Source organism: Bacillus sp. FSL R5-0443, from assembly GCF_038608285.1.
Classification (GTDB): Bacteria; Bacillota; Bacilli; order Bacillales; family Bacillaceae; genus Bacillus; species Bacillus velezensis.
The window spans coordinates 2,789,623-2,812,286 of the sequence record NZ_CP152013.1; the positions used below are offsets into that span (position 1 = coordinate 2,789,623).

General features: G+C 37.6%; 30 protein-coding genes and 2 pseudogenes. 5 read left to right on the top strand and 27 right to left on the bottom strand.

Annotation, left to right across the window (positions count from 1 at the left end; genetic code table 11):
• Positions 1-5: 5 nt before the first annotated feature.
• From NYE28_RS13925 to NYE28_RS14050, 26 genes are all read right to left on the bottom strand, one after another.
• On the bottom strand, positions 6-941 hold the full coding sequence (locus NYE28_RS13925) for a phage major capsid protein (RefSeq protein ID WP_095252408.1): 936 nt from the start codon (positions 939-941) through the stop codon (positions 6-8).
• Positions 942-959: 18 nt separating this feature from the next.
• Complete coding sequence (locus tag NYE28_RS13930; RefSeq protein WP_268292854.1) at positions 960-1,928, bottom strand: XkdF-like putative serine protease domain-containing protein; 969 nt, start codon at positions 1,926-1,928, stop codon at positions 960-962.
• A 4-nt stretch (positions 1,929-1,932) separates the two neighbouring features.
• Entirely contained in the window at positions 1,933-2,559 is a 627-nt protein-coding gene (locus NYE28_RS13935; protein ID WP_213400193.1) for a hypothetical protein, read from the bottom strand.
• Positions 2,560-2,599: 40 nt separating this feature from the next.
• Entirely contained in the window at positions 2,600-3,517 is a 918-nt protein-coding gene (locus NYE28_RS13940; RefSeq protein WP_342490129.1) for a phage minor head protein, read from the bottom strand.
• The gene (locus NYE28_RS13945) at positions 3,514-5,046 is read right to left on the bottom strand and encodes a phage portal protein (RefSeq protein WP_342490130.1); all 1,533 of its coding nucleotides are present in this window, start codon (positions 5,044-5,046) and stop codon (positions 3,514-3,516) included. Before NYE28_RS13945 ends, NYE28_RS13940 begins: the two co-directional genes overlap by 4 nt.
• A 3-nt stretch (positions 5,047-5,049) precedes the next feature.
• Positions 5,050-6,345 (bottom strand): PBSX family phage terminase large subunit, encoded by a 1,296-nt coding sequence (locus tag NYE28_RS13950; RefSeq protein ID WP_342490131.1) that lies wholly within the window; start codon positions 6,343-6,345, stop codon positions 5,050-5,052.
• A complete protein-coding gene (gene terS, locus NYE28_RS13955) occupies positions 6,338-7,057 on the bottom strand; it encodes a phage terminase small subunit (RefSeq protein WP_342490132.1) in 720 nt (239 codons plus the stop codon). Before terS ends, NYE28_RS13950 begins: the two co-directional genes overlap by 8 nt.
• A gap of 66 nt (positions 7,058-7,123) precedes the next feature.
• Positions 7,124-7,588: a hypothetical protein gene (locus NYE28_RS13960; protein WP_268432955.1), complete on the bottom strand. Its 465-nt coding sequence runs from the start codon at positions 7,586-7,588 to the stop codon at positions 7,124-7,126.
• Between the two features lie 101 nt (positions 7,589-7,689).
• Positions 7,690-8,502: a hypothetical protein gene (locus tag NYE28_RS13965; RefSeq protein WP_024122173.1), complete on the bottom strand. Its 813-nt coding sequence runs from the start codon at positions 8,500-8,502 to the stop codon at positions 7,690-7,692.
• 135 nt (positions 8,503-8,637) lie between these two features.
• Positions 8,638-8,871, bottom strand: a complete 234-nt coding sequence (locus NYE28_RS13970) for a hypothetical protein (protein WP_342490133.1) — start codon at positions 8,869-8,871, stop codon at positions 8,638-8,640.
• 140 nt (positions 8,872-9,011) lie between these two features.
• Positions 9,012-9,467: a sigma factor-like helix-turn-helix DNA-binding protein gene (locus NYE28_RS13975; protein WP_024122175.1), complete on the bottom strand. Its 456-nt coding sequence runs from the start codon at positions 9,465-9,467 to the stop codon at positions 9,012-9,014.
• A 102-nt stretch (positions 9,468-9,569) separates the two neighbouring features.
• Positions 9,570-10,193 carry a hypothetical protein gene (locus NYE28_RS13980; RefSeq protein WP_024122176.1) on the bottom strand — a complete coding sequence of 208 codons (624 nt, stop codon included), beginning with the start codon at positions 10,191-10,193 and terminating at the stop codon, positions 9,570-9,572.
• Between the two features lie 9 nt (positions 10,194-10,202).
• On the bottom strand, positions 10,203-12,284 hold the full coding sequence (locus NYE28_RS13985; RefSeq protein WP_342490134.1) for an RHS repeat-associated core domain-containing protein: 2,082 nt from the start codon (positions 12,282-12,284) through the stop codon (positions 10,203-10,205).
• 131 nt (positions 12,285-12,415) lie between these two features.
• Complete coding sequence (locus NYE28_RS13990; protein WP_024122178.1) at positions 12,416-12,622, bottom strand: XtrA/YqaO family protein; 207 nt, start codon at positions 12,620-12,622, stop codon at positions 12,416-12,418.
• Between the two features lie 81 nt (positions 12,623-12,703).
• Complete coding sequence (locus NYE28_RS13995) at positions 12,704-13,132, bottom strand: RusA family crossover junction endodeoxyribonuclease (RefSeq protein ID WP_024122179.1); 429 nt, start codon at positions 13,130-13,132, stop codon at positions 12,704-12,706.
• Between the two features lie 95 nt (positions 13,133-13,227).
• Positions 13,228-13,377, bottom strand: coding sequence for a hypothetical protein (locus NYE28_RS14000; RefSeq protein WP_080332533.1), 150 nt, complete (start codon positions 13,375-13,377; stop codon positions 13,228-13,230).
• Positions 13,368-14,309, bottom strand: a complete 942-nt coding sequence (locus NYE28_RS14005) for an ATP-binding protein (RefSeq protein WP_081638342.1) — start codon at positions 14,307-14,309, stop codon at positions 13,368-13,370. The genes NYE28_RS14000 and NYE28_RS14005 overlap by 10 nt, the downstream gene beginning before the upstream one ends.
• The gene (locus NYE28_RS14010) at positions 14,191-14,868 is read right to left on the bottom strand and encodes a DnaD domain protein (protein ID WP_116429894.1); all 678 of its coding nucleotides are present in this window, start codon (positions 14,866-14,868) and stop codon (positions 14,191-14,193) included. The genes NYE28_RS14005 and NYE28_RS14010 overlap by 119 nt, the downstream gene beginning before the upstream one ends.
• Positions 14,869-14,944: 76 nt before the next feature.
• Positions 14,945-15,799, bottom strand: a complete 855-nt coding sequence (locus NYE28_RS14015) for a recombinase RecT (RefSeq protein ID WP_342490135.1) — start codon at positions 15,797-15,799, stop codon at positions 14,945-14,947.
• Positions 15,800-15,801: 2 nt separating this feature from the next.
• Positions 15,802-16,761, bottom strand: a complete 960-nt coding sequence (locus NYE28_RS14020) for a YqaJ viral recombinase family protein (RefSeq protein WP_342490136.1) — start codon at positions 16,759-16,761, stop codon at positions 15,802-15,804.
• 106 nt (positions 16,762-16,867) lie between these two features.
• Positions 16,868-17,062, bottom strand: a complete 195-nt coding sequence (locus tag NYE28_RS14025; RefSeq protein ID WP_342490137.1) for a hypothetical protein — start codon at positions 17,060-17,062, stop codon at positions 16,868-16,870.
• On the bottom strand, positions 17,022-17,195 hold the full coding sequence (locus tag NYE28_RS14030) for a hypothetical protein (RefSeq protein WP_342490138.1): 174 nt from the start codon (positions 17,193-17,195) through the stop codon (positions 17,022-17,024). The genes NYE28_RS14025 and NYE28_RS14030 overlap by 41 nt, the downstream gene beginning before the upstream one ends.
• Entirely contained in the window at positions 17,192-17,449 is a 258-nt protein-coding gene (locus NYE28_RS14035; protein ID WP_342490139.1) for a YqaH family protein, read from the bottom strand. The genes NYE28_RS14030 and NYE28_RS14035 overlap by 4 nt, the downstream gene beginning before the upstream one ends.
• Positions 17,446-18,015 (bottom strand): helix-turn-helix transcriptional regulator, encoded by a 570-nt coding sequence (locus NYE28_RS14040; protein WP_268298345.1) that lies wholly within the window; start codon positions 18,013-18,015, stop codon positions 17,446-17,448. Before NYE28_RS14040 ends, NYE28_RS14035 begins: the two co-directional genes overlap by 4 nt.
• 73 nt (positions 18,016-18,088) lie before the next feature.
• Positions 18,089-18,229, bottom strand: coding sequence for a hypothetical protein (locus NYE28_RS14045; RefSeq protein ID WP_088679343.1), 141 nt, complete (start codon positions 18,227-18,229; stop codon positions 18,089-18,091).
• A 2-nt stretch (positions 18,230-18,231) separates the two neighbouring features.
• Positions 18,232-18,471 (bottom strand): helix-turn-helix domain-containing protein, encoded by a 240-nt coding sequence (locus tag NYE28_RS14050; protein ID WP_342490140.1) that lies wholly within the window; start codon positions 18,469-18,471, stop codon positions 18,232-18,234.
• A 155-nt stretch (positions 18,472-18,626) separates the two neighbouring features.
• On the opposite strand from NYE28_RS14050, the gene NYE28_RS14055 reads away from it, so the two are divergent.
• Entirely contained in the window at positions 18,627-18,980 is a 354-nt protein-coding gene (locus NYE28_RS14055; RefSeq protein ID WP_021480133.1) for a helix-turn-helix domain-containing protein, read from the top strand.
• Positions 18,981-19,245: 265 nt separating this feature from the next.
• Here the strand turns inward: NYE28_RS14055 and NYE28_RS14060 are convergent.
• Positions 19,246-19,413: pseudogene (locus NYE28_RS14060) on the bottom strand (hypothetical protein).
• A 258-nt stretch (positions 19,414-19,671) separates the two neighbouring features.
• On the opposite strand from NYE28_RS14060, the gene NYE28_RS14065 reads away from it, so the two are divergent.
• From NYE28_RS14065 to NYE28_RS14080, 4 genes and pseudogenes are all read left to right on the top strand, one after another.
• Positions 19,672-20,190: an ImmA/IrrE family metallo-endopeptidase gene (locus tag NYE28_RS14065; RefSeq protein WP_342490141.1), complete on the top strand. Its 519-nt coding sequence runs from the start codon at positions 19,672-19,674 to the stop codon at positions 20,188-20,190.
• 5 nt (positions 20,191-20,195) lie between these two features.
• Positions 20,196-20,585: pseudogene (locus tag NYE28_RS14070) on the top strand (sigma-70 family RNA polymerase sigma factor); the annotation flags it as partial.
• A 451-nt stretch (positions 20,586-21,036) separates the two neighbouring features.
• Positions 21,037-21,879 (top strand): sialate O-acetylesterase, encoded by an 843-nt coding sequence (locus tag NYE28_RS14075; protein WP_337681032.1) that lies wholly within the window; start codon positions 21,037-21,039, stop codon positions 21,877-21,879.
• Positions 21,876-22,403: a PadR family transcriptional regulator gene (locus tag NYE28_RS14080; RefSeq protein WP_043021651.1), complete on the top strand. Its 528-nt coding sequence runs from the start codon at positions 21,876-21,878 to the stop codon at positions 22,401-22,403. Before NYE28_RS14075 ends, NYE28_RS14080 begins: the two co-directional genes overlap by 4 nt.
• Positions 22,404-22,664: the final 261 nt, after the last annotated feature.

Consider the following 22,664-nt stretch of genomic DNA (forward strand, 5'->3'; position numbering starts at 1 on the left):
ACCACCTACTCCTTCACTTTCACGATCTTGGCTACGGCGTCCTCTTCTTCAAAAACACTATCCAATTTCGCTGTCAAAACAATGATAAACATACGGCGACGGATGTCCTTATCTACTTCAATCCGAATGTTACGAGAGAATCCGAGAATAATATTCTTCGGATGAGTTAGGATGATATCAGAAACATCGGCTGCAGTATCTCCCTCTCCAATCGTATAAGGCTGTAAATTTGCAATACCTTTGATTGGAACACCAAAAGCAGATGAAAGGCCACCTTGAACAGCTGCATCCCCTAAATTTGTTTGACGATCTGCTACACGATCTTTCCATTCAACCTCAATACCAGGCGATGTATAGAAACGGAACTCCTGCGGAATTCGCAAATATTTAGGAGGTACAGCTTTGTATCCCCGCTTGAACGTTTGCCGTGTCAGTTCTTCACCTGCAGCATCAACAATATGAGATGTAGCTTGTTTTCTGATGCCATCTAATTGTGCAAGATATGAGTCGGACGAAGATGTATCCCCATTTACAAGCAACTCTTCAATATCAACCGCAGCACGTTCTGCTATCATTTGCATGATTGTATTCTGTAGGCCTTCTTTTTCAATGTTGTTTTCAAGTGTGTCATAGGTAATGTTAACTTCTGCAATTACTTCTTTTGTGCTTAAGTTAACTGTACTAGTTGATGGAACAGACTTTTGATCTTTAGTTAGCGCAACTCCCTCTTGGGCTGCCCTTAAAATACGCTGACCAAAACCGATCTTCTCGATTTTCTGTGTGTCATGATCCATTTGAATAACACGCGCATCTCTTAAAATCGTTGGCGTATCTTGAACCATTCGAATAAATGTTGAAGCTTGAGTAGGATTCATAATCCCACCGCTCTCTAAAGTAGAAAGCGTCATTTCTGCTTTATTAATAACCTCTTGATTTCTCATTCATATCCTCCTTATACATTAAAACAACCCTGACCAGATTGATTTTTGAACTTGTTCAGAACCCGATTCTTCGGTTTGCTTAGATGTTCCCCGGCTTTTTTCAATGGCTTCAATACGATCAACGAGTGGTTGAACAGCTTCTGAAATTGCCTTTTTCAACTTCTCGCCCTCTTTTTCAACCTCTTCTGTTTTCTCTTTATCTTTGTTTTTAATATCTTCTTTTTCTAATTCTGTGAGCCGCTTCTCAATTGGCTCTAATGCTTCTTGAATGGATTTTGTTACTTCCTCCGAAGTCATTTCTTCTTCCCCCTCTTCTGTTTCCACTTGGCTCAGTAAATTTCCAAGAGCGGTGTGAGCATTTTTGATTTCTTGCAGGTTTGAAGCGGAAAATTTTCTGCCCGCCTTTGTAACTGGCTCTTCATATGATTGCTGTTGCTTACCCGTAAAAAAGTTTTTGAGCAAATTAAAAAGCCCTTTCTCATCTGTTTTCTCTTGAGAAACGGGCTTTTCTTCTTGTTTTTCAATTGTCTCAGCAGTCCCTGCCATTGAATAACCGGTAATTTCGCCTTTTTTGATTTGCTCCCATACTTCCTCGGAAGCCTTTGTGACAAGGACCCATGAACCCTTTTTGATGATTTCCCCATTCATTTTAAAGTCAGCAGGTGCGACATAGGACTCTACCACCTCGCCAACACCGCCCTGAAAATCATGTTGCTTGTCAATTTCTCGGGCATCTTTTAGGAATCCATGAGCAGCTTTTTCGATTTCTGCAGCTGTCATGAAATCGCCGTGGGCGTCTACTGTATCTGGTTCATATACAATTCCATAAACAAGTTTTTGTTCATCTGCTTCTTTCGCAAGGATCTTGACTTCTTTTTGAAAATCCGGCTGCTTTTCTGACTTCATAAAAAAGAACTGCTTTTGATTAGCAGCCTTGTCTACGTAAGAAACATGTGTGATTTTTGCGTTTATTAGTTCTCTTGGCATGTTTTCACCCCCTTCCAAGCCAAAATTCTTTCGCATTTTGTAATTGTTTTTTTGCTATAAGACATTTTTTAAGAAACTCATTTACTTGGTATTTTTTCAGTTTCACTACTTTAAATTCATTATATATTTCATTCAAAGTATTAAGTGCTTTAGCTAAATCATCCGTTATAGCTTTCTTAACCCATAGCGTCATAATAATATCGATGTCATCTTCAAGATTTTGTTCACCAATTGAATTCGCAAAGTCCCTCAATTCAGATGAAACCAAAAACCACGAATAAAGTATTGTCTCTTTAGGGGTTTTTGTATTTTTTCTAATTTCTTTCAGTTCATTAAGTGTCAATAACGGCATTTTTTCATCATCATTTTGATCAGCCTCGGTTTGTTCATCTCCGTGCTCCTCATCAGTTTTATCGCTCTTAGATTGTAATTTTTCTTGTAGATTTTTATCGTAGTGATTGAGTCCCTCGTCAGCTTCCTTTATAAGCTTATCAAAGGCGATTTCAACATTCCCCACTTTTAAACTGAAGAGCCTATTCTCGATTATTTTTTTCAAACTTCCCCTGATAGCAAACACGATTATTACTGTGGCTAAAGGCCAAGACGTTAGTATTGTTTTAACGATATCCATATTATTCTCCAATCTATTTTCTTATGGAGATTATACTATTTTATTCCATGTTTGCTAAGACTTCTCTTCGAATCTCTTCTTTTTCATCTGCTGACAACCCCAAAATCTCGTTATCTATCACAGGCGATAGAACACAATGGCAATTTACCCGCTCCCCTGCCGATAGTTTAGGATCTCGCGGAAACATGCAGGTCTCGCCACTACCTGGTATCTGAAATTCTTCATCTACTCCAATGACTGTACCGTCTAGGTCGATATGATTCTCGCGTGGGTTGTTTTTCTTCCCTCCGCTGTGCCGCCATTTCTTTTTCTTTACTGCTGGCGATTGTGCATATGATTCATGCTGCGCGGCAGAGGAAGCGGCAAGCACTTCAGTGATGGCTGTTTTGCGAGCCCGTTCCCTATCAAATTGAGGCATGTCTTTGAGAGTCAATTCAATGTCTTGAATGGATGACCCGTTTTCAATAGCAGCCGTCAGCACGTTTTCCACCGCTTCATGAGTGTTTAACTTCATGATCCGAGCCAACTTCTTTGTCCAATCCTTAATCCAATTAATCGTACGGTTAGACAAGACTTGAAAAGGCACTTCTGGATCTATAGAGTCCATGATCACTTCTGCTAGTTCTTCAATGGTCTGCTGCAGGAATCCCTCAGTCAGTTCCTGAAATTCTACCTCGAAATCATCCTCAGCAAATAAGTTTTGCGTAAAAAACACCAGAATGGCTTCTAAGGTTTCTTTCGAATCTTTGCTTACAAAACCTTTAAGACCATCTAAAAACTTCTTACGCTGGCGTCTGAGCAATCTGGCAATGCCTTTTTCATATTCTTCTACAAAGCCGGGTATCTTAGAAAGGCCGGGGAAGTCAGGTACACTCTCCACTAACTTTTCTCTCTCACTTTCCTCGGCTTTTTGAATGAATACGTTCAGACTTTCCAACAGCTTATCCGTTTTGTTCATCTCTTCAGATCCTCCAAAACATCCCGCATATCTTTTAATAACCCAATCATATTAGGAGTACCGGTCTTAGATTTAAACAGCGCAGCCAAAGGATCAGAAGCGGACGATTCGTTAGTCTTACCAAGCGGCCTATTGTATTCTTCCTCTGGCCATTCTTCAAGCGTCTTACCAAGAACTCTACCAGCCAAATCGCGTAAATCATTCGGAGAAACTGCACCAGCTGTTATAAACGGTGTTAGAACCTTAGCAATCTCAAGTGGGTCTCTAAAGTCAGGCCCTTTCAACATAAGACGAACCTTATGAATCTCAAGATCATTTAGAAATAAAGCGTTCAGTTTACCTGTGATTAACTTTCGTTCAGGCTGAAAGACTTGTTCCTCAGTAATCTTTCTTGCTGTGTCAGCTGTCGCTCTGTTGTAATCTTGAGCTTCACCAGTATAAAGTGGAGGCAAACGAAAAGCCGATCTAATTTTGTCTCGGCTCTTTTGGTCATATTCAAGAAACAAGGCATCCTCTTGAAGGATTTCAGCAAGTGATTTAATATCAACTTTCACTGGAGCAATCTCTTCATCACCATGAATGTTTTTCCCCTTCTCTATGCCTTCCGCTTCAAGTAAAAGAAACTTATGAGCATTTTCCACACCCTCAAGCCCATTCATGTAATCCTGCAATTGTGTGTAAGAATCCTCTGACAACATTCCGTTTTCAATTGTAATGGCAGCGGGAATATGTCTTCCTTGTTTGAAATACATGAAATTCAGCTCTTCAGCTTTTCGAGCACCATACAAATTAACAATATGGCCAATCCATCGAGGCTTTCCATAAGTACCGCTTCCTATTTTGAAATGAACCACTTCATTTGCTCGTTTTTCAAATGGTGTTTGTTCATCATATTGACCTGTCTCTAAATTTAAAGTGCGGGGATCACCATACTCTTTAAAGTAAACTATACGGCCGTCAATCATCTGAACATACTTTCGGAATCGTTTCTCTCTTTTGATTGATTTCATTTGTCCTTGTTCGAAGTATGTAAAATCAACTTCGATTGGTTCCGACGGTTTGCAAACTCGTACATTTTGAACATCCATGTATTCAATGCCGGCTGGCTTATTTTCACCGTTTCGAATCACTTCGATAAAGCCATTCCCTGTCTTTTCTCGGTCTTCAATAACAAAGCCGAGTAAAGTCTCAGCTGACTCATCAAAGTGAAGATATTTAACGAACTCTTCAAGCTTTGTCCATTCATTTTCAGCTTCTGTTTTTTCATTGTTTGTCACATCTGGCGAATTCACATCAAACGAGTACTCAAAATCAAACCCAAAGCCCACAATATTTGTCCTGTAGGCATCAACACATTGCTGTAAGATTGTTGAATACTCAGCAATCATTTTTAATTCTTTTAGGTTATACGGAGGCGGCAAAATATTGCTGTCATAACTGTCCGCAAATTCATCTTCATAAATTTGTTTTGTTGATTCAGTAGGTGGAGAGGCTTTGATCACTCGTGCTTTAACAGATTGTTTTGACATGCTTTACCTCCTTCCTGGTCTTGATCTTTGCGGTCTTCCTTTAGATTCTTCTTTCAAATCGGTTACCTCATAATCATCGAGAGCGTACCAGATAGCTGATAGTGTATGCGGGTCTATGGTGAACTCATCTTCTATGATGTTCCCTAGCTTATCGGTAGCATAAGTGAGCGGTTTAAGCTCATAAATCGTGTTCTCGCAACGATCAGAGCAAATGATCTTCTTGAAACGTTTGATCTTCTTTGTGTATTGGAGGCGTGATCCTTGGTACTTTCGGGCACCTACCATATTGAAACCGTGTTGCTGAAAATAACGTATTGTTTTGGGCTCTGCTGAATCCGATTTGATTAATTCTTTAGTCTCTGCAAATTCCTTGAGTTCTTCGGCTGTCTTATCATCCGTCAGTCCATTTTTGTAATACTCCCAGTAGATATAGAGATATTTCTTTTCATGATCCACAGCAACCCTAACAACAGCGTTATACGACTCCACAAAACCAAAGTCCATGCCAACTCGTTTAAGCGGGCGGTTAATATTAGCGATTGCTGTCATAACCTTCTCATGCGGCCACTCTTCAAACTGCGGTAGTACCCGAATTCCATTCACGCCAAAATGACCTTTCCGCGCAATCCGGTAAAGGTCTGGGTCATACTCCTTCAATTCTTCAAGTTGCTGGACATAGCTTTCTGGCAGAAAAAGATTATCATCTGCCGTTGAGTGATGATAATAGGTGTCGTTGCTAATGATTATCCGCTTTTCATAAAGCTCCTTATCATCCAGTACAAAGCGCTTCTCCCTATCATCCTTGAAGTAATGCTTAAAAGTCCAATTGTCCTCCCCAACTGGATTTGTTGAAAGTATCATGTGGAGCGGCAAAGTCGGGTGACGAAGACGTCCAAGAAGTTCCTTGAATCCCTCATATTTCACTTCTGAACATTCCTCAATCCAAATGAGCGAAATATTATTGATTGATTTCAGTTTTGCTGGCTTATCCATCCCTTTAAAGATAATCCGGCTGCCATTTGAAAATCGAATCTGCATAGGAGAAGACACACACCTAACGATATGATCTAATTTCAGATCACTTACAAGTTCATCAAAAAGAGAAAATGTTGAGTCCCTATGTGTGTCGTACACTTCTCTGATAACAAGAGCGGTACGTTTTTCTATAAGCAATTTCAGAACAATCTTGAGCGCCACATGATAACTTTTAGATGATCCATAACCACCAACGAGAAACTGAAACTTTTGATTCCAGTCAAAAAGAAATTCTTTAAAATGAGGATTTACTTGTTTAATCACTGTCATCACCTTTGTTCACAATGGTGATTTCAAAAGGTTTATCTTCTTCTGTAAGCTCTTCAATCTCTAATTTTTTCTTGTTGATATTTAAGCGCATATGCTCCAATTTAAGGCGTCGTTCGTCTTCCGAATGGGCTAATTCATCAAACTGCTTTATAAGGTTCCTGAGCTCTGCCATTGCCCTAGATTGAGCATTCAAGAACGTGGCATGACGATCCCAAGAAAATTGAAATTCGTATTCTTCCTCTTCGACTTCGTTTGTCTCAGATAGGACAGACTTTTTCTTTTTCAATTCCTTAATGATTTCCTGCTTATCAGAAACAAACATGATTTTTTGTGCCCTTATAATTGCAGCATATTGGATCTGTATCTGATCCCATATCATATCGACAGGTGAGCGCTCCTGAATCTCTTCCATGATAGAGAGTGTGTCTTTAGGTAAGAATTTAGAGAAGAATCCATGTGTCACAGCGTTTTGATTTCTCTTTGGTGCGCCACCCTTATTCCCTAATGCATTTTTGTTACCAATCGGTGCACCTACTTTTTTTGTGTGCACACTTTTCTTGGAAGGTGCACCCTTTTTTCTTTGCCAACCCTGCCGCTGTTTCCAAGATTTGATTGTGTTAATAGATACTCCGTATTTTTCAGCAAGGTCCTTGTATTTCATACCTTTTAGGTAATCCTTATACGCCTGTATGTGCTTTTCAATCATCTACATCCACCGCCGCCTCCTTTTAATTGAGTTGTTTTGAAAATAAAAAAGCTTCTCTAAAGAAGCTTAAATATGTTTTTTTATTAAATTGATTATTTCATCAATCAACCGCTCAATATATTCTTGACTGAAGTTTATCTCAATTATTGGATCATCATTCATAAAACCTCTTAATGCCACTTCAACTTCTCTTAAATAATTTATATATTCCTCTAACTTGATATTCAGTTCTTTATCAAAGAGTATTGAAAATTTCTTAACAATCAGTTCAAATGCCGATAGCTCTTTAAAATAATCAGTATGTAATTTTTCTAAGTATCCTTCTGGGTGATTATAGAACGGCACAAAGGCAGCAGCGGTTTCAATTCTTTTATTGTTAATATTATAAATCTCATCAATTAGTATATAGCCTTTTGTGAAAATTTCATTTCCTTTTCTATTCTTCTTTTGTAAAACATAATTAGTTCCACCTGTAAAAAAAACTGCTGTTATAGCACTAGTAATGACTGTACCAAAATCTATTTGAATCAATTCCATTCCCTCCTTGTAGTAATTATCGGCAAAAGAGAGCGATTCAGGTACTATTCGCAATATTTTTCGAATGAAAAAGCATCCTATTGGATGCTTTAGTCTTACATATTTAACAAAGCTTGTGATACCGCTTGACCCCAACGCGGATCAGTAACAACAGTAGAAAAGATTCTTAATAGACCATTTTCACCGATTTCAAGTACTTTCTGAGCTACTCTTTTCAATTTAGATTCATTAGGCTCAGGTTGGTTTAGTTCTTCTTCTAATTCACTTGAAAGTTTCTCTACTTCTTCTAAAGAGTCTTGTGGAACTAACCCTGATTCCTTAACCTTTGACATTATATCTTCCTTAATATTTTTATAATTAATATTTTGTTGAATATCTTTACCAACAGCAATAGTACTTCCATGTTGCGCAGTAAGTGTTCCGTTATTTATAATCTGTAAAGAAGCTACTGGTATTTCTTCTCTCCCCTTAATATCTTCCATTAAATCACCTAATCTATACCTTAATTCTCTTAGTGAGGACGAAACAACATCCGATAAATATAAACTTATGTTATCGGCTATTCTTTTATTCTTGTAGATAGTAAAGGTGAGAGTATCTAAATAACCCTCTTTCTCAGATGCCAATTGAAATACTTTAAAAACATACGCTATTTGCTCATCTATATTAACTGGCAAATTTAATTCAATCCATCCTCCACCAACTGGTTTGTGAATTTCATTAAAATCAACGTCTATCAAGTAGATGGGCTCCACAATAGAATTAATGACAGGGTTATCTTTCGACAGTTGAACAATTCTTTTCATTTTAAGCACATAGGTAGAATAGCTTGCATTTAACACATCACTGACAGCCGAATCAAATTCTCTAATTGCTCTTTTAACTTCTTGTTCTGTAAATTCGCGCATAATTAGATCCCCCTTTTAATAGCAATCTTTTGATTAAAACAAAAGCTTTACTATTCAAGTATATTCGAAAATAGGAATAATGCAGAAAACTGATGAATTTTTTATCCAGAATTAAAATTCCTTTGTATTAATATATTATTTTCTGCTCTTTATATAATCTTCTTTATTGATTCGTAAAAGCTCCGCAGAATGCTCATCAGCTGAATGTTCTATATGATGCATTTGATATTTAACGAATTCTTCTTCTGTAAATACCTTTTTGTCGATGAGAATATCAATTAGAGCTTCTATTGTACATTGACGGTTTACCGACCCGCCTGCTAACTGTTCTAACAAATGTTGCTGATTAACATTAATTGTTCTTGCCATGTTTTCACCCCCTACCTTAATATCGGCAAGAGATTATGACAAAGAACATTTTGCAAAATTTGTCGAATGATTTATTATCCTGTGTCTATATGGTTTAGGTGGCTCAATAAAATTACTGCCGCGCCGACCTGCCTCCCATTTTACACCACAGATTTTTTCAGATTCAACAAACGCTCAAAGTGGCAATCTTGGCATAATTGGCTGATGAACTCGTCTTTCATTTTACGTACAGTTTCCCTTGAAATGCCAAGGTGAAGACCTATTGCGCGGTAACTCATCCCCTCCATCATGCAATCATAAATAACTTTGTGCTGCTCCCCTTTGATCTTTTCAGCCCCTAATTCAACTGCATATACTCGCTCTTCATAATACTTAAGACGTTTGAAAAGACGTTCCTCTCTCATATCCATTTGCCGCAACTCAGCCTGACTCTTCCCCGGACACCCTTTTGGCATAGCAGCTTCTAATCCGTATTGAGCAACACCCCAATTTTTCATTGGAATTACTGAACCATAGAGTACCCTTTGCAATCGATTAACCTCTTTTGCCATCCAGTGATAGCTATTGATTAGATTTTCAATATCTTTTCGATTCAAGATTGTGTCCTCCTTTTCCAAATAAAAAACGGACACCAAACAAACAGTGTAATACTGTAAGTTTAGTGTCCGCAGGCTTTCCGTCTTGGACTTTTGGTTTGTTTATAAGAATTTAGGATTTAATAATCTTTCAATCTTTTTCTTTTCTTTCTCTAAAACCTCTTGGTCCTTAAAATAAACTTTAAGAGTTAGTGAATCTGTAAACATAAACACCTTATCTCCATCAGCAAAAAATAGATACTTATTATTTCTCGCAGCCATCTTACCTAATGTTGAAAAATCACCTAAATCATCGATTTTATAACCTCTACTTATTTCAACCAAGGTCGCCATATCATCATACAAATCATTAGATGATAAAAATTCCTTGTATTCTTTATATACAGGAGCTAGCTCATCTTCCTCAATATCTTCTAAATCAATTTCTCCTTCCCAATCATTGCTCAAATACGGAGTAACAATTGTTTGGTTGAAAGTTGATAAATAAGGAGAAATCCATTGAAAAAATTTATTTTCAATATCTATCCACTGTTGTTTAGAGATCTTAATATCAGAATACTCATTATCAACCGATTCAAAACCAAATGAATCATAAAAGTCTTTTATTTCAACAATGTCTTCTGGGAGACCAATAACAAGTTTATGGTGATTCTCTTCTTCACTCTCCCAATTAAAAAATTGATATTGAGATAGAACACTTAATAGTTTTGATGTTTCTAATTTCATTTTTTCCACCTATTTAGATAAAATTTTTCCTTTACCGTCAATAGAAGCGACACGTTTCCCACTTTTGTCTTTCAGTTTCCATTTACGTCCACCATGTCCGGCATTATCTTTTTCGATTGTCCAACCTGTTTTTGGATTCTTATAAGCTTTTTTACCTTTAACCTTTTGATTAAACGCTCCTAAATCTACACGGGAATCACTTTCTAACAATCTTCCTGGGATATCAAATCTTAAAACTGATCTATGGTGAGACCAAAGAGATTTTACACCCAGATAGCCTAAATAAATTGCTGCTGCCCCTATTACAACTTCTCCTACGCCTGGAATAGCAACTGCTGCTAATGCTATTGGTGTATTACCAGTCGGATCATAGTATCTTAACGGGTTGTTATTTGCATAATTATAACCATTCTGTGTGACTAACTGGTCCTCTGTGCCGTACCAGGCATCCCTTGATAAAAAGACCGCAGTAGAAGGGTTATAGTACCGGTTTTCTAGATAGTATAATCCAGTTTCTTTATCATATTTATAACCAGCATAATTGATATCATTATCTTTAGCATAGTAACCAGTTTGTTCAGTTATATTTCCCCATGAATCGTACTTATAGTTTGCAACTACTTGCCCTTTTTCATCAGTGATTTCAATCACATCACCTCTTAAATTATGGTGATAATAAAAGGTTTGATTTTCACTGAAGTCTTTGACACTATTAACTTCTCCATTTTTCAAGTATGTATAATACTTTGTAATGTTATGATTTGCATCAGTTTCATAAATAACTTTGTTATTACTGTCATCATACACATAATTGGTAACTTCGTCACCTACTTGCTTTTGTATCCTTCTGCTATACTCATCATATTTGTATTTGATATTCTCGCCAGATTTTTTGTTAGTTGCTTCAACAAGACGTCCTGCTTCATCCCAAGTAAATTTAAAGGTATCATTTTCATTCAACTGACCGTTGTCATTGTATGAACTTCCTTGTGATTCAAATTGGTTCAATTTATTAAAAGTATAGTCGTTTAATGTTACTTTACCAGTTTTCCTGTCAGTAACTTCCTTACTAATACGGTTCCCTTTTACATCGTAAGAATATTTAATGATTTGGTCCTTAGAGGTTTCTTGTAAAAGTTGATTATTATCATCATACTTATATTCTATTTGATCATCTTTTGTTGTATCAGAAACTATATTACCTTTTTCATCATATTCATATTTATCGCTGCTTAAAACATTTCCTGCTTTATCAAAAACAGTTTTCTCCGTCATAACTCCCTGTTCGTTATAAGTAAGCGACTCTCTTAGACCATTATTATAAGAATAACTTATTGGCTGACCTTGATAATTATATTCAATATCAGTTTTACTGTCTTCTGATGCTATGCTAATTAAGTTGTTTTCCTCGTCATATTTATGATTTTCATTAATATAATTAGACTTATTCTTTACTTTAATTGAACTCAGAGCTAATTGATTATACTCCCAGGAGATGTCTCCATCATCAGTATGTAATTCTCTTAATCTTGATAAATCATCTAAAGTAGTGACTTTATTTAGCCCCTGCTCCTTATTTTGGACAGCATAATCAGTTAATTCACTACCAACTACTGTTCCATCATCTTCTTTTTCCCCGGCTTCCTTATCTACGTAATTAGATTTTTCCACAGTGTACTTATCAGTTTTATTTAGACTTAGGGAACTGACCTCTCCATCATCATCAAGGTTAAATTTTATTTCATCCTTTTCTGGATTTTTAATTTTTACAACTTGTCCGGCTTCGTTATATGCATATTCCGTAACATTTTTATCAAAATCAATTATTTTAACTACTTGATTTTGATCATTATACTCATAAGTAAGTTCATTAATAACTTTATTATTTTTGTCTTTTGTTGTTTCTTTAATAATATTTCCTTTATCATCATAGGTATAATATAACTTTGCTCCAGAATCGTCATATGTCTCTACTAACTTTTTGTTTAATTCTTCTGCATTGGCATAAGATGTTCCAACTCCTGTAACAAACATAGATGTTGATAGAGCAACGAGTGTTAACTTTGAAGCGAAATGAGTCTTTTTACTCACGAAAATTCCTCCTCTATGTAATTCAACCTATATATTTATATTACATCTCTGAATATTTTTCCATTTTTTTCGAACGACAAAATTCGACACTCGCACTCTTGAAACAACATCTTTGTGAAAAATTTCAACTATCATTTCACTTTAAACCCAATCTCATGATCAACCCGCGCAAAGCTCCCCTTTACAGTTTGAATAACAGTTTTACCGTGCTCCGGAGCATCTAAGACATGAGCAGTACCTTGATTCCCATCTAAAACAATGATTTGAACTTTCCCTGGGTTAATCTTTTGCTGAATAGTGAAGTCTTTTTTGATGTTTATTTCTCTTGGATTGTACACTCAAAGCGCCCCCTGTGTTATGATAGAAGTACCAGTTCATATCAAGAACACTGAGGCTAAGCGCTTCGGTGTTTTTTATTTTTAGGCAGAAACCTCTCTTATCATGACTTCCACCCTCGGCTTTTCGCTATAAAACTTACTAACTTTCAGATCCACTACTTGGCTATCATCTTTGTAAATAAGATGATTCAGGGCATCTTTTACACCCTTTACATAGTTATCAACGTCAGGCTTTGTGGTCGGCCGCAGAAGACCCTTTACAGCTTGTTCTTTCTTCTTTTTTGAGTTTGAAACTGATTTTGGCATTGGTCTGTACACTTTGACATTCATTGAGACAGGCCCAGTAATAATTGTTTCTGGGCGATGCTGAGACGCAACCAATGCCACATACTGTTTGAAATACTTTGATTTTGCTGGATCTCGCATATGCACCTTCCCATTTCGTATTGATCCACGCGGCCGTCCTTGTGCGACTGGCTCACCATAAACAGTGAACTTAATGCAATCCAACTGTTCTTTACCTCCCGTCAAGCTGTTCCCATAGCTGAATTTCTTTTTCTATTCTCGGTGCGGAGAGTAAAATTGTCAGCAGAGACACAACTGCTTTAAGCACTCAGCATCCGCTCCATTTGCTTTATTTTTTCCTCAAGTAAACGGATAGTTGGTGTAAGATCTTTACCTTCTGTAGGACTTAAAGGTCCGAATATATAAAGTCCACCAGTTGCTTTTACATTCGTTTTCTCCTTCATTCCCAATCACCTAACCTATGATTTAATTGCATTCGCTCGCCTTTAATAATCACTATGTAATCACGGCACATCTGGTGAATCCGTGAACCAAGAGCCTCGTCAATGTCCAAAATCTCATCGATTGTTAACTCCGAAGAAATCAGCAGAGGCTTGTGATTCAAATAACGATAATTTAAGACTGACTGGATTTGTTCAACCTGCCAATCGGTTGCCCTTGCTTGACCGTTTATTGGTTTAAATAAGTCATCAATGAATAGAACTTCGACCTTTCTCATGACATCGAGTTTCGCTTCTAAGTTATCAAAGTTAGCTTTTAAATCACCCATGCCCTCTACGTAAGGGAAATACATGCAGTGTACTGATTTTTTCTTGATCAGATTATTCATAATCGCCGTGAGTAAATGAGTTTTGCCACTGCCTGGCTGTCCAAGTAATGCGATACTGTTTTGTCTTTCTCCTTTGATCTTTTGAAAATCTTTATAGTATTCCACTGCACATTCATAAGCATCTTTGATCATGTCTGGCTTATCGTCCGTTATGAAGTTACCAAAGAGAAGCTTTTCAAACTCTTTTGTAATGCCACTAGCTGCCATGAGTCTGGCAATTTTCTTTCGTCTTACACATTCACACTGTTTTGAATAAGTATCTTTCCATTCACTAGCTTTGTCCGGCGTGCAAACCTTTCCCAAAAGAAAATCATCCTCCGATACCATATCATCTGGAACCATAAGATCTAACTGTTCATCCAAATGCCAAGGAGTATCTTTATGGACCCGATAAACGACAATTCCACGATCCTTACAATAAGGACAATCAAATTCAGCCTTTTCTTCGGATGCGGCCTGTTTTGTTCCCAAAAAGCGGGCTGACTTTTCCCGAAGCTCCTGCATGATCGTTTGAAATGCGGTGTCTATACTGACTGCTTTGTTTATAGCCATGTTGTTTCTCCTTTCTCTTTTGAGTGAATGGATTTGATAAGATGGCTTGAATGTATGACAAACTAGCTGCTTTCCCCTTTAATTGAAACGCTGTCTTAATAGCCTCCATCACTTTTTCTTCACCATAATCGTCGACCATGTATCCAATTCGCTGTGCCTCTATAGGACCGACTGACCGAGCAACTTTGTTTTCATATAGCTCAAAGGCATTTTTCATTTTGTCATTGACCTCCTGAAGTTCAATCTCAGCTGGTTCCAAAGCTTTTTTCTTCATATAGTTTCCTAGCTGTATGTAGTCTGCATAATGAAGTATGGTGACGATGAACCCTCTTTTTTGTGGAAGACGGTCCAATTTGATATATCCCTGATTCTCCATTCGGTCTAGTGAGTATTTGATCTGTGAAGCTGACCAGTTAAAATCTTTTGCAAGTTCCACAACTTTGATAATGGTCTGCCCAAGTTCTAGCTCTTGATTTGGCCTGTATTCAGCTCTTTTGAACAAGTGATCATAAATTTGTTCATCCCTAAACTCTTTGAATGGTAATCGGGGTATGACCACATACCCCATTGCTTTTATGTCCAAGTCACTCACCTACTTCCTTTCACATAGTGCAGTTATGTCACAGTTGCCGACCTCAATCGAACGGAAGTTCATCTTCTTTTATGTCTACAGGCTTGCCGTCAAAAGGATCGGCTTCTTGTGCGCTTGGTTTTTCCGTTTCGTCTTTGTTTGAAGGCTCGGAATCGATAATTTCTGAACTGTCTGCCTCATTGGTAATGTCAATCCGTTCCCTTGTTTCATCTTCTTCAATAACGGCTTTTTGCATTTCCACAGAGAGAATCCCCCACTTACTCAAAACTGCTTTTAATACAGTCTTAAGAGCCATCGCATCCCAATCATTTTTCCATCCAAAATCAGACTTACTGAATTTCTTTTTGTGTTTCTCCACTTGTGCCTTTGTCCAGTACACTGTTTTTCGGAAGCCATTTATCAACTCAAAATAAGCTGCATAACCAATTACCGCGTCTGATTCTCGTTTTTCAAAATCAATCTCGATCTCCTCAGTCAGCGGATTCCACTTCTGCAATTCGCCTTCATGAATCGGTATGCAATTGATGGATTTATATTGGCCTGTTCGTAAGGCTAGCTGGATATATCCTTTGTATCCAAGCTGAAATTGAGCCTTTCCCCCATAAGGAACAATCCAGGCATATCCTAAGTTTTTATCAATAGGTAGGTCGAGTGTAGCTGCCACCATCGCAGATGAAATAACGCTCATAGGATCCGTTTTCTGTAACATCTGCTCGCTGTTATAAAGGCTTAAGATAGAGGCCGTAAACTGTGTAGCCCTCTTCCCTAACACTTCCTCAAATCGCTTAATAACGGATGGTGAGGAAAGCAAGCCTTTCATGGTTGCTCCTTGTTGTTGCACAGGTGCGTTTTTTTGTTTCTTTTGGATGTTGTTTTTAATTGATTGATTAGTAGCCATAATCAGCTAACCTCCTTGATTCCAAAACGTCTGAAATGAGTTTCCTTTTTGACCTTTTCGTAAATATCCGGAAACTGCTCTTTGAGCTTTTTCGTGTCAACTCGATTTGAGACAACTGGCTTCCAACAAGCTTGATAGTTTCCAATAAACCCATACTCTGCATCCTTCATTTCATGTTTGATCTGATTTTCTAATTCTTTTGCCTGGCTTTGAAGCTCTGTGATCTGTTCTTTAAGAAGCAAGTATTGTTGAATACGTTCTCGATTAGTCGCAGTTAAATCAATAGCCTTATTATTTTCCGATTCGGCATATCGTTTTTTGAGGTATTCCTCCGCAGCACTTGAACCATCTAAAGCAGGAGCTTGTCCACCTAAGACCTTGTCATTCCAGAACTCAATCTCTGCTTCAAAGATCATGTCAATTAACTCGTCGTCTCGCTCAATCTCTTTCCAGACAAATTTGTTTCCACCGATCAGCACAGCAAAATAAGCTTTCCTATATTCAGGTCCAAGCACACCCAGATAATGCTGGACCTGAACGATATAGCTCTCGGGGATTTCTTCATCTTCCCATTCTTTTAAGTTGTAGGCTGATGTTGTTTTACATTCAAGGATCGCTTTTTCACCAACAATCATTCGATCTACATTCGCCAAAATGAAATCATGTTCCGGATGTCTGAGTATTGCTTTTTTACGTCTAACCTTCTTGCCACTACGTATCTCAAATTCTTTTGCAACAATATCTTCAAGCAATGATCCAAAGTAAGCAGCTTCACTTTGCGATTCACTTACAGGGACCTGTCCTGTTTTGTCTAACCATAATTCAAAAAGTGTCTTCCACTTGTTTAACCCCAAGATAACAGATGCATCTGAGCCACCAATTCCTTTTCTCCTTTCAATAAGCCATTCATCACGGCTCATTTCAGAAGTCTTAGCAAGAACCTCAGCCCGTTTGCTTGTCATACCACCTAACCCCCATTGTTTTTATTGAGGCTATCTGATAAAATATTTGCACATGAGTTTTTTAGATAGCCTATAAAGAAGTCCACTTTGTCCGAGTGGGCTTTTTTTATTGCGCATTTTTAAATTCAAATCCAAGTTGCTCCTTTAGATATCTTTCCAAGTTCTCTCTCAGAATGATTTCGCCGCCATCAATTACATAATCATCAACTGGTGTTACTTCATCACCGTAAAAATCTATTTGCACATCCGTTTCAGTAAGCTTATCGTGCCAGTTGTTTATGACCGTTGGATTTTCGACCATTCGTACTCTCCTCTCTGAATTTGTCTGCACGTCTATCCCACAACAGATGGAATTCACTATTGTTACGAATCATCGCACACCATTTACGAACTTCCAGAGCAGTTGCCGGCTTATGAACAAAATGAACCATCATCCTATACACCTGCTCACTACTGTTAAGTTGATGCCTCGCTGTTGCATTTTCAATGCTGTTTCATAAAGCTGTCCTTTGTTTGCCAGCCGGCTAATATCCTCAGTAAGAACCTTGATGCTTCCAGCGAGACTAATCGCTTCTTCATAATCACCATCACGTAATGCCTCTGACAGCATGATTGATAGCTCTTCTGCTGATTCGATTTTTCTTTTTGCGATAGGAGCATCTGACTTCAAGAAATGATTAGTATTCATATTGAAACCGCCTGCCTTCCTTCTTGTTTTGCCATAGCAACTTGATCAACTAGAGCTTTCCGCGTCCACCTATCTGCAAGCTCCTGCATTTTTAACCCGTGAGTACGAACAAGTGAATAAATCAATGTTTTATTAGCCGCAATCAAATCAAAAATCTGTTTAATATCAGCCATCGGCAGCTCTTCTGTTTTGCCTGGTCGATTATCCGTAAGCCAACGGGCTAAGTGTTTGGTTGCTTGCAATGCTTCCTCCAATTGGTGAACCATATTAATCACCGCATTACTCGCACATTCATTAAGTGCCGGATCAATAGGAGCAGCCGCTGTTGGGTGAAGTTTGAATAAGTAATGTACAAGATCAATATGTTCATAGGCATCGCACTTCTCAAACCACTTGATACATAACTCTGGAGTGAGTTTGGCAAATCCATTTTCAACATCTGAAACATACCTTTGATCCTTACCTCCGATTAACTTGCCGATTTGGTATTGGGAAAGACCTGCAGCCTTACGGGCACTACGCATAATCTGCGGTAAATTCCGCATGTTGTATGGGTTGTTCTCCATATGTTTGCCTCCTGATATATTGGATTTTCAGTTTTAAAATTGAAGTTAATAGACCATGCTGTTTATAAATGACTTAGGCTGATTCCTTTTTATTTTGTTGCGCAAGCTTCTCTTGGTGTTCATTCATGCGCTGAACAAGTATGCCTCTGAGGTATTTGTAAGCTTTGGCCTCTGCCTGTTCAAACAGCGGTCCTTTTTTCAAGATGACTTTCATAATTAAGCCCCCTTATCTGTACTTGTCTTATATTTAAGACACGTTTCGTGTCTAATTTGAGTAAAAAAAATTTCATCTACAGTTGTTCCATAATAGTCTGCAATCTTTTTGGCCAGACTTAAGGAGGGAGTTCTATCCCCTCTTTCAATTGCCCCTAGCATCTGTGGAGTTATGTTTAAGTCATTAGCAACAACTGTTCTTGACGTGTTCCCACGTAAGGAAAACAAAACTTCCCTTTCCACTTATAACACCCCCTTAGAAACGTTTTGTTTCCTTTTACGATTTATAATATACAGGACACAAAATGTGTCCGTCAAGTGTTTTTAGAAACTTTTTGTTTCTAAATGTAGAAACGCTTAGTTTCCAAGTTATAATTAATAACAAGGAGTGAGTGTATATGTTAGGTAAAAGGATAGCAGCTTTAAGAAAAGAAAAAGGTCTAAGCCAATATGAACTCGCAGACAGATTAGGCTTTTCAAGAGGAAAACTTGCTAATTATGAACAAGGCACTCGCGAACCTGATTACGAAACATTAATCAAAATAGCCGACTTTTTTGATGTATCTACAGACTACCTTTTAAGAGGAAAAGATAAATCATCCAATATAATCACTGACGATGCAAAAAAAGTGTTAAACGATCCTGAAACATTTCTTGCAGCAAAAGACGGTGAGGTAACAGATGAGATCTTACAGGCTGCTTTGGAGATTATAACGGAGCAATTAAAGGAAAGACGGAAATCAGATAAATAAACGCAGTTAGTTTATTATTATTTATTTCTGTTTATTATGTTTAATTCTGTTTACTAATAAGATTTAGATTCTCATTTATATCTCAATCATATCCTCATTTATAAAGTGGCTTTTGAATCCCTTAGAAACCCTTATAAGACAAGGGTTTTTGTTGTTTTTCTCATTTATATTTTCATTTATGTTTCTTTTATATTCTCATAAATAAAAAAAGCGTTTTTTGTGGGGAAAACTGCAGAGTATCGAAATAGGAAAAGGAATCTTCTTGTTAAAAACCTTGCAAGGTGTAAGTGAAAAAAATAAACAATACAATTACCGTTACGACAATAAATGTTTCTTTAATAAAATTTTTATCATCTTCATGCTCTTGTTTCTTTTTTTAAATCTCTTCTCTATATTTTCTTTGAACCTTTTTCATCTTATCATTCATCATGATTAAACTCCTTTGAAGCCCATTTTATTTTCTATTCCCCTAACAATTGCAATTTTAATGCTTTACAAATAATTACACCAGTGAAAAAAGGATTGGCAATGGCCTTTCTCTCAATGATGTAACACTCTGCGGTTTGCTCTCTTATAAAACAGATTCATACCCATCACCTAGACGCATTTTCCTATGAAAATAGTCTTGGTTTCCCTATAATATTTATCGAATCCAATTTTTAGATTGTCGTCTTTAAGGAGGTTTTTCATCTTGAGGTATACAAACAGTCATTTAGAGGATTGGATTGAAAACTTATACAGGAAAATTGATATTACAGAACCTGAACAAATTAATTTTGAACGCATTGCCGCGTCATTAGATATCAGGCTTTCGTTTAAACCTGTTACAAGCTTCGCACTTAAACACAGCGGAATTTATAACATATGCTTGGACAGCCGAAAAAGTCGAATTGAACAATGGTATGATTTCGCTCATGAATTTTGCCATATATATAGACATGAAGGCGATAAAAAAACAATGCCGACCACTTGGACCGATTATTTAGAGTGGCAGTCCAATTACTTTACATATCACTTTTGCATTCCAACTTTCATGTTGCATAATATTAATCTTTCGTACATACAATCACATGCAATTGAAAATGTAGCTTGGTTATTTAAGGTATCCCCTTCATTCGCTAAGAAACGTTTGAGCATTTATTACAGGAAGCTGACTCAACATTTATTTAATCAATCAGTGACGGGAAATCTGTGCACCCCCCTTTTGTAATTAATAATGAGATTTTAATGCATCTGCGCGCATTGAAAAAAACGAAAAAAGACGTCTCCCTTCATGATCCGATCGGCCAGGATAAAGAAGGGAATGAAATAAGCCTGATCGATGTCCTCAAGTCGGAAAGCGAAGATGTGATCGACACCATTCAGCTCAACATGGAACTTGAAAAGGTCAAAAAATATATCGATATTTTAGACGACCGCGAAAAAGAAGTCATCGTCGGCCGCTTCGGGCTTGATTTAAAAAAAGAAAAAACGCAGCGCGAGATCGCAAAGGAGCTCGGCATTTCAAGGAGTTATGTGTCGCGGATTGAAAAACGCGCATTGATGAAGATGTTCCATGAGTTTTATCGGGCGGAGAAGGAGAAGCGGAAGAAGAAGGGAAAGTGAGCGAAAAGCCGGATCTGACATCCCGGCTTTTTCTGCATTTTAGGACATTGCTCTTCAAGTATAACTTCAGGATTTAAAAATAAAACATAACAAATGAATAGAATTGGTACAATCGTTAACCTTTTTAATAATTTTTCATTGATATTTAACCCATTCAACACAGCCCCCCTTTATACCCCCCCATCATTGAATGTATTTCCTATGAAAAATGATTTTGAACCTCATAGGAACCCTTACATCACAGGGTTTTTGTTGTTTTTTCATTGTTTATCAAGACCTAAAGCAAAAAAACTTGCTATTTCTCAAATACATCCACCAAATGTTCAATGTTAGTTTGTTTTTCATACATACTAATAAAAAAATAAAACCTAGTTGAAACTTTACAAGACAAGCTGAATGGACTATAGTCTAATTAGACTAAAATATTGATGTAAAGAAGTGAAAAAATTAGATGATAAAGTCTTTTTTAATGTTAGGGCAGTCGAATATGGCAGGCCGTGGATTTTTGAATGAAGTAGACCCTATCTATAATGAAAAAATAAAAATGCTGCGCAATGGACAGTGGCAGATGATGACAGAGCCGATTAATTACGACCGTCCGGTTTCCGGCGTTGGCCTGGCGGCATCTTTTGCAGATGCATGGTCGAAAGCTCATCCCGATGAAGAAATTGGCTTGATCCCGTGTGCGGAAGGCGGCAGTTCATTGAATGACTGGCATCCGGAAGGCATCCTTTTTCAGCATGCTTTGTCCGAAACCCGCTTCGCCCTCCGATCCAGTCAAATTTGCGGAATCCTTTGGCACCAAGGTGAGAGTGACAGTTATCGTTCGCTGCATGAAACTTATTACGAGAAATTAACTCTTATCATCGGGACGCTAAGAAACGAGTTGAAACTTGATGAGATACCGTTGATTATTGGAGGGCTTGGTGACTTTCTTGGGAAGACTGGTTTTGGACAGCACGCGACTGAATTTCGACAGGTTAATGAACAATTGCTGCGTTTTGCTAATGAACAACAGAATTGTTATTTTGTTACTGCGGCAGGTTTGACTGCGAATCCTGATGGCATTCATTTAGACGCAGCTTCACAACGCAAATTCGGTTACCGCTATTTCGAGGCTCTTTCGAAAAAGCACCATATCCTGAAACCCATTTCGGGAGAGGAGCAATCACTGAAAGTGAATGGTGACTATTCTAAAACAGAACAGATTTACCTTCATAGTATGGATTTGGCTTCGGGTAAAATCACGTACGCGGAATTTGAGGCGCGGATGGCGAAGGTGATGAAACCATGATTCCCTTACTTATCCTTGGCTTGCTCATCCAAAACCCCGGAGCTCACGGCTATGAACTTCTGGCCTTAATGGAAAAACGTCATTACAAGTACATCGTTAACTTCACGAAAGGTTCATTTTATTACAATCTGCAGCAACTTGAAGAAAAGTGTTTGATTGAACAGATTCAGCAGAAACCCTCAACCGGCGGGCGTGAAATCCGTAACTTTAAAGTCACAGAATCGGGAAGGGCAGAATTCGAAAAATTAATGATCAAATACGGCACCAAATCGGAATATGTGAACCTGCAATTTTATGGAGCGTTACTCTTTGCCGATGAATTCGACAAAAATAAATTACTGGATCTGATCCAATCACAAATCGATCAGACTAAAACTCGAATCGAGCTCCTTGACGAATACCTGTCCATCACTCAAGAAATTCCCGGCACAATCAATTACTTTCGCCGTATGAATGAAAATTCCCGTTCACATCACTTGGTTAATTTAGAGTGGTTCGAAAAATTGAAAGCAGAAATAGAGTGAACTATTGCATCATAAAAAATGCAATGTTACATATATCAGAATATTAGTTACCTACATATAAAACCTGTGTCGCAGATATCTAGTAACACCATTGATACAGGTTTTATATCCCTTCTTTTAATTAAACCAGTAATAGGGTTGTCAACACTTGCCCCAAACAAGAGCAAGTGAATCTGCTGCGTGTTCTTCTTTTTCAATCCGTATGAATAACCACTTTTTACACCTATTTAGTATTCAAGTAAGTCATAGGACATTTCAGTG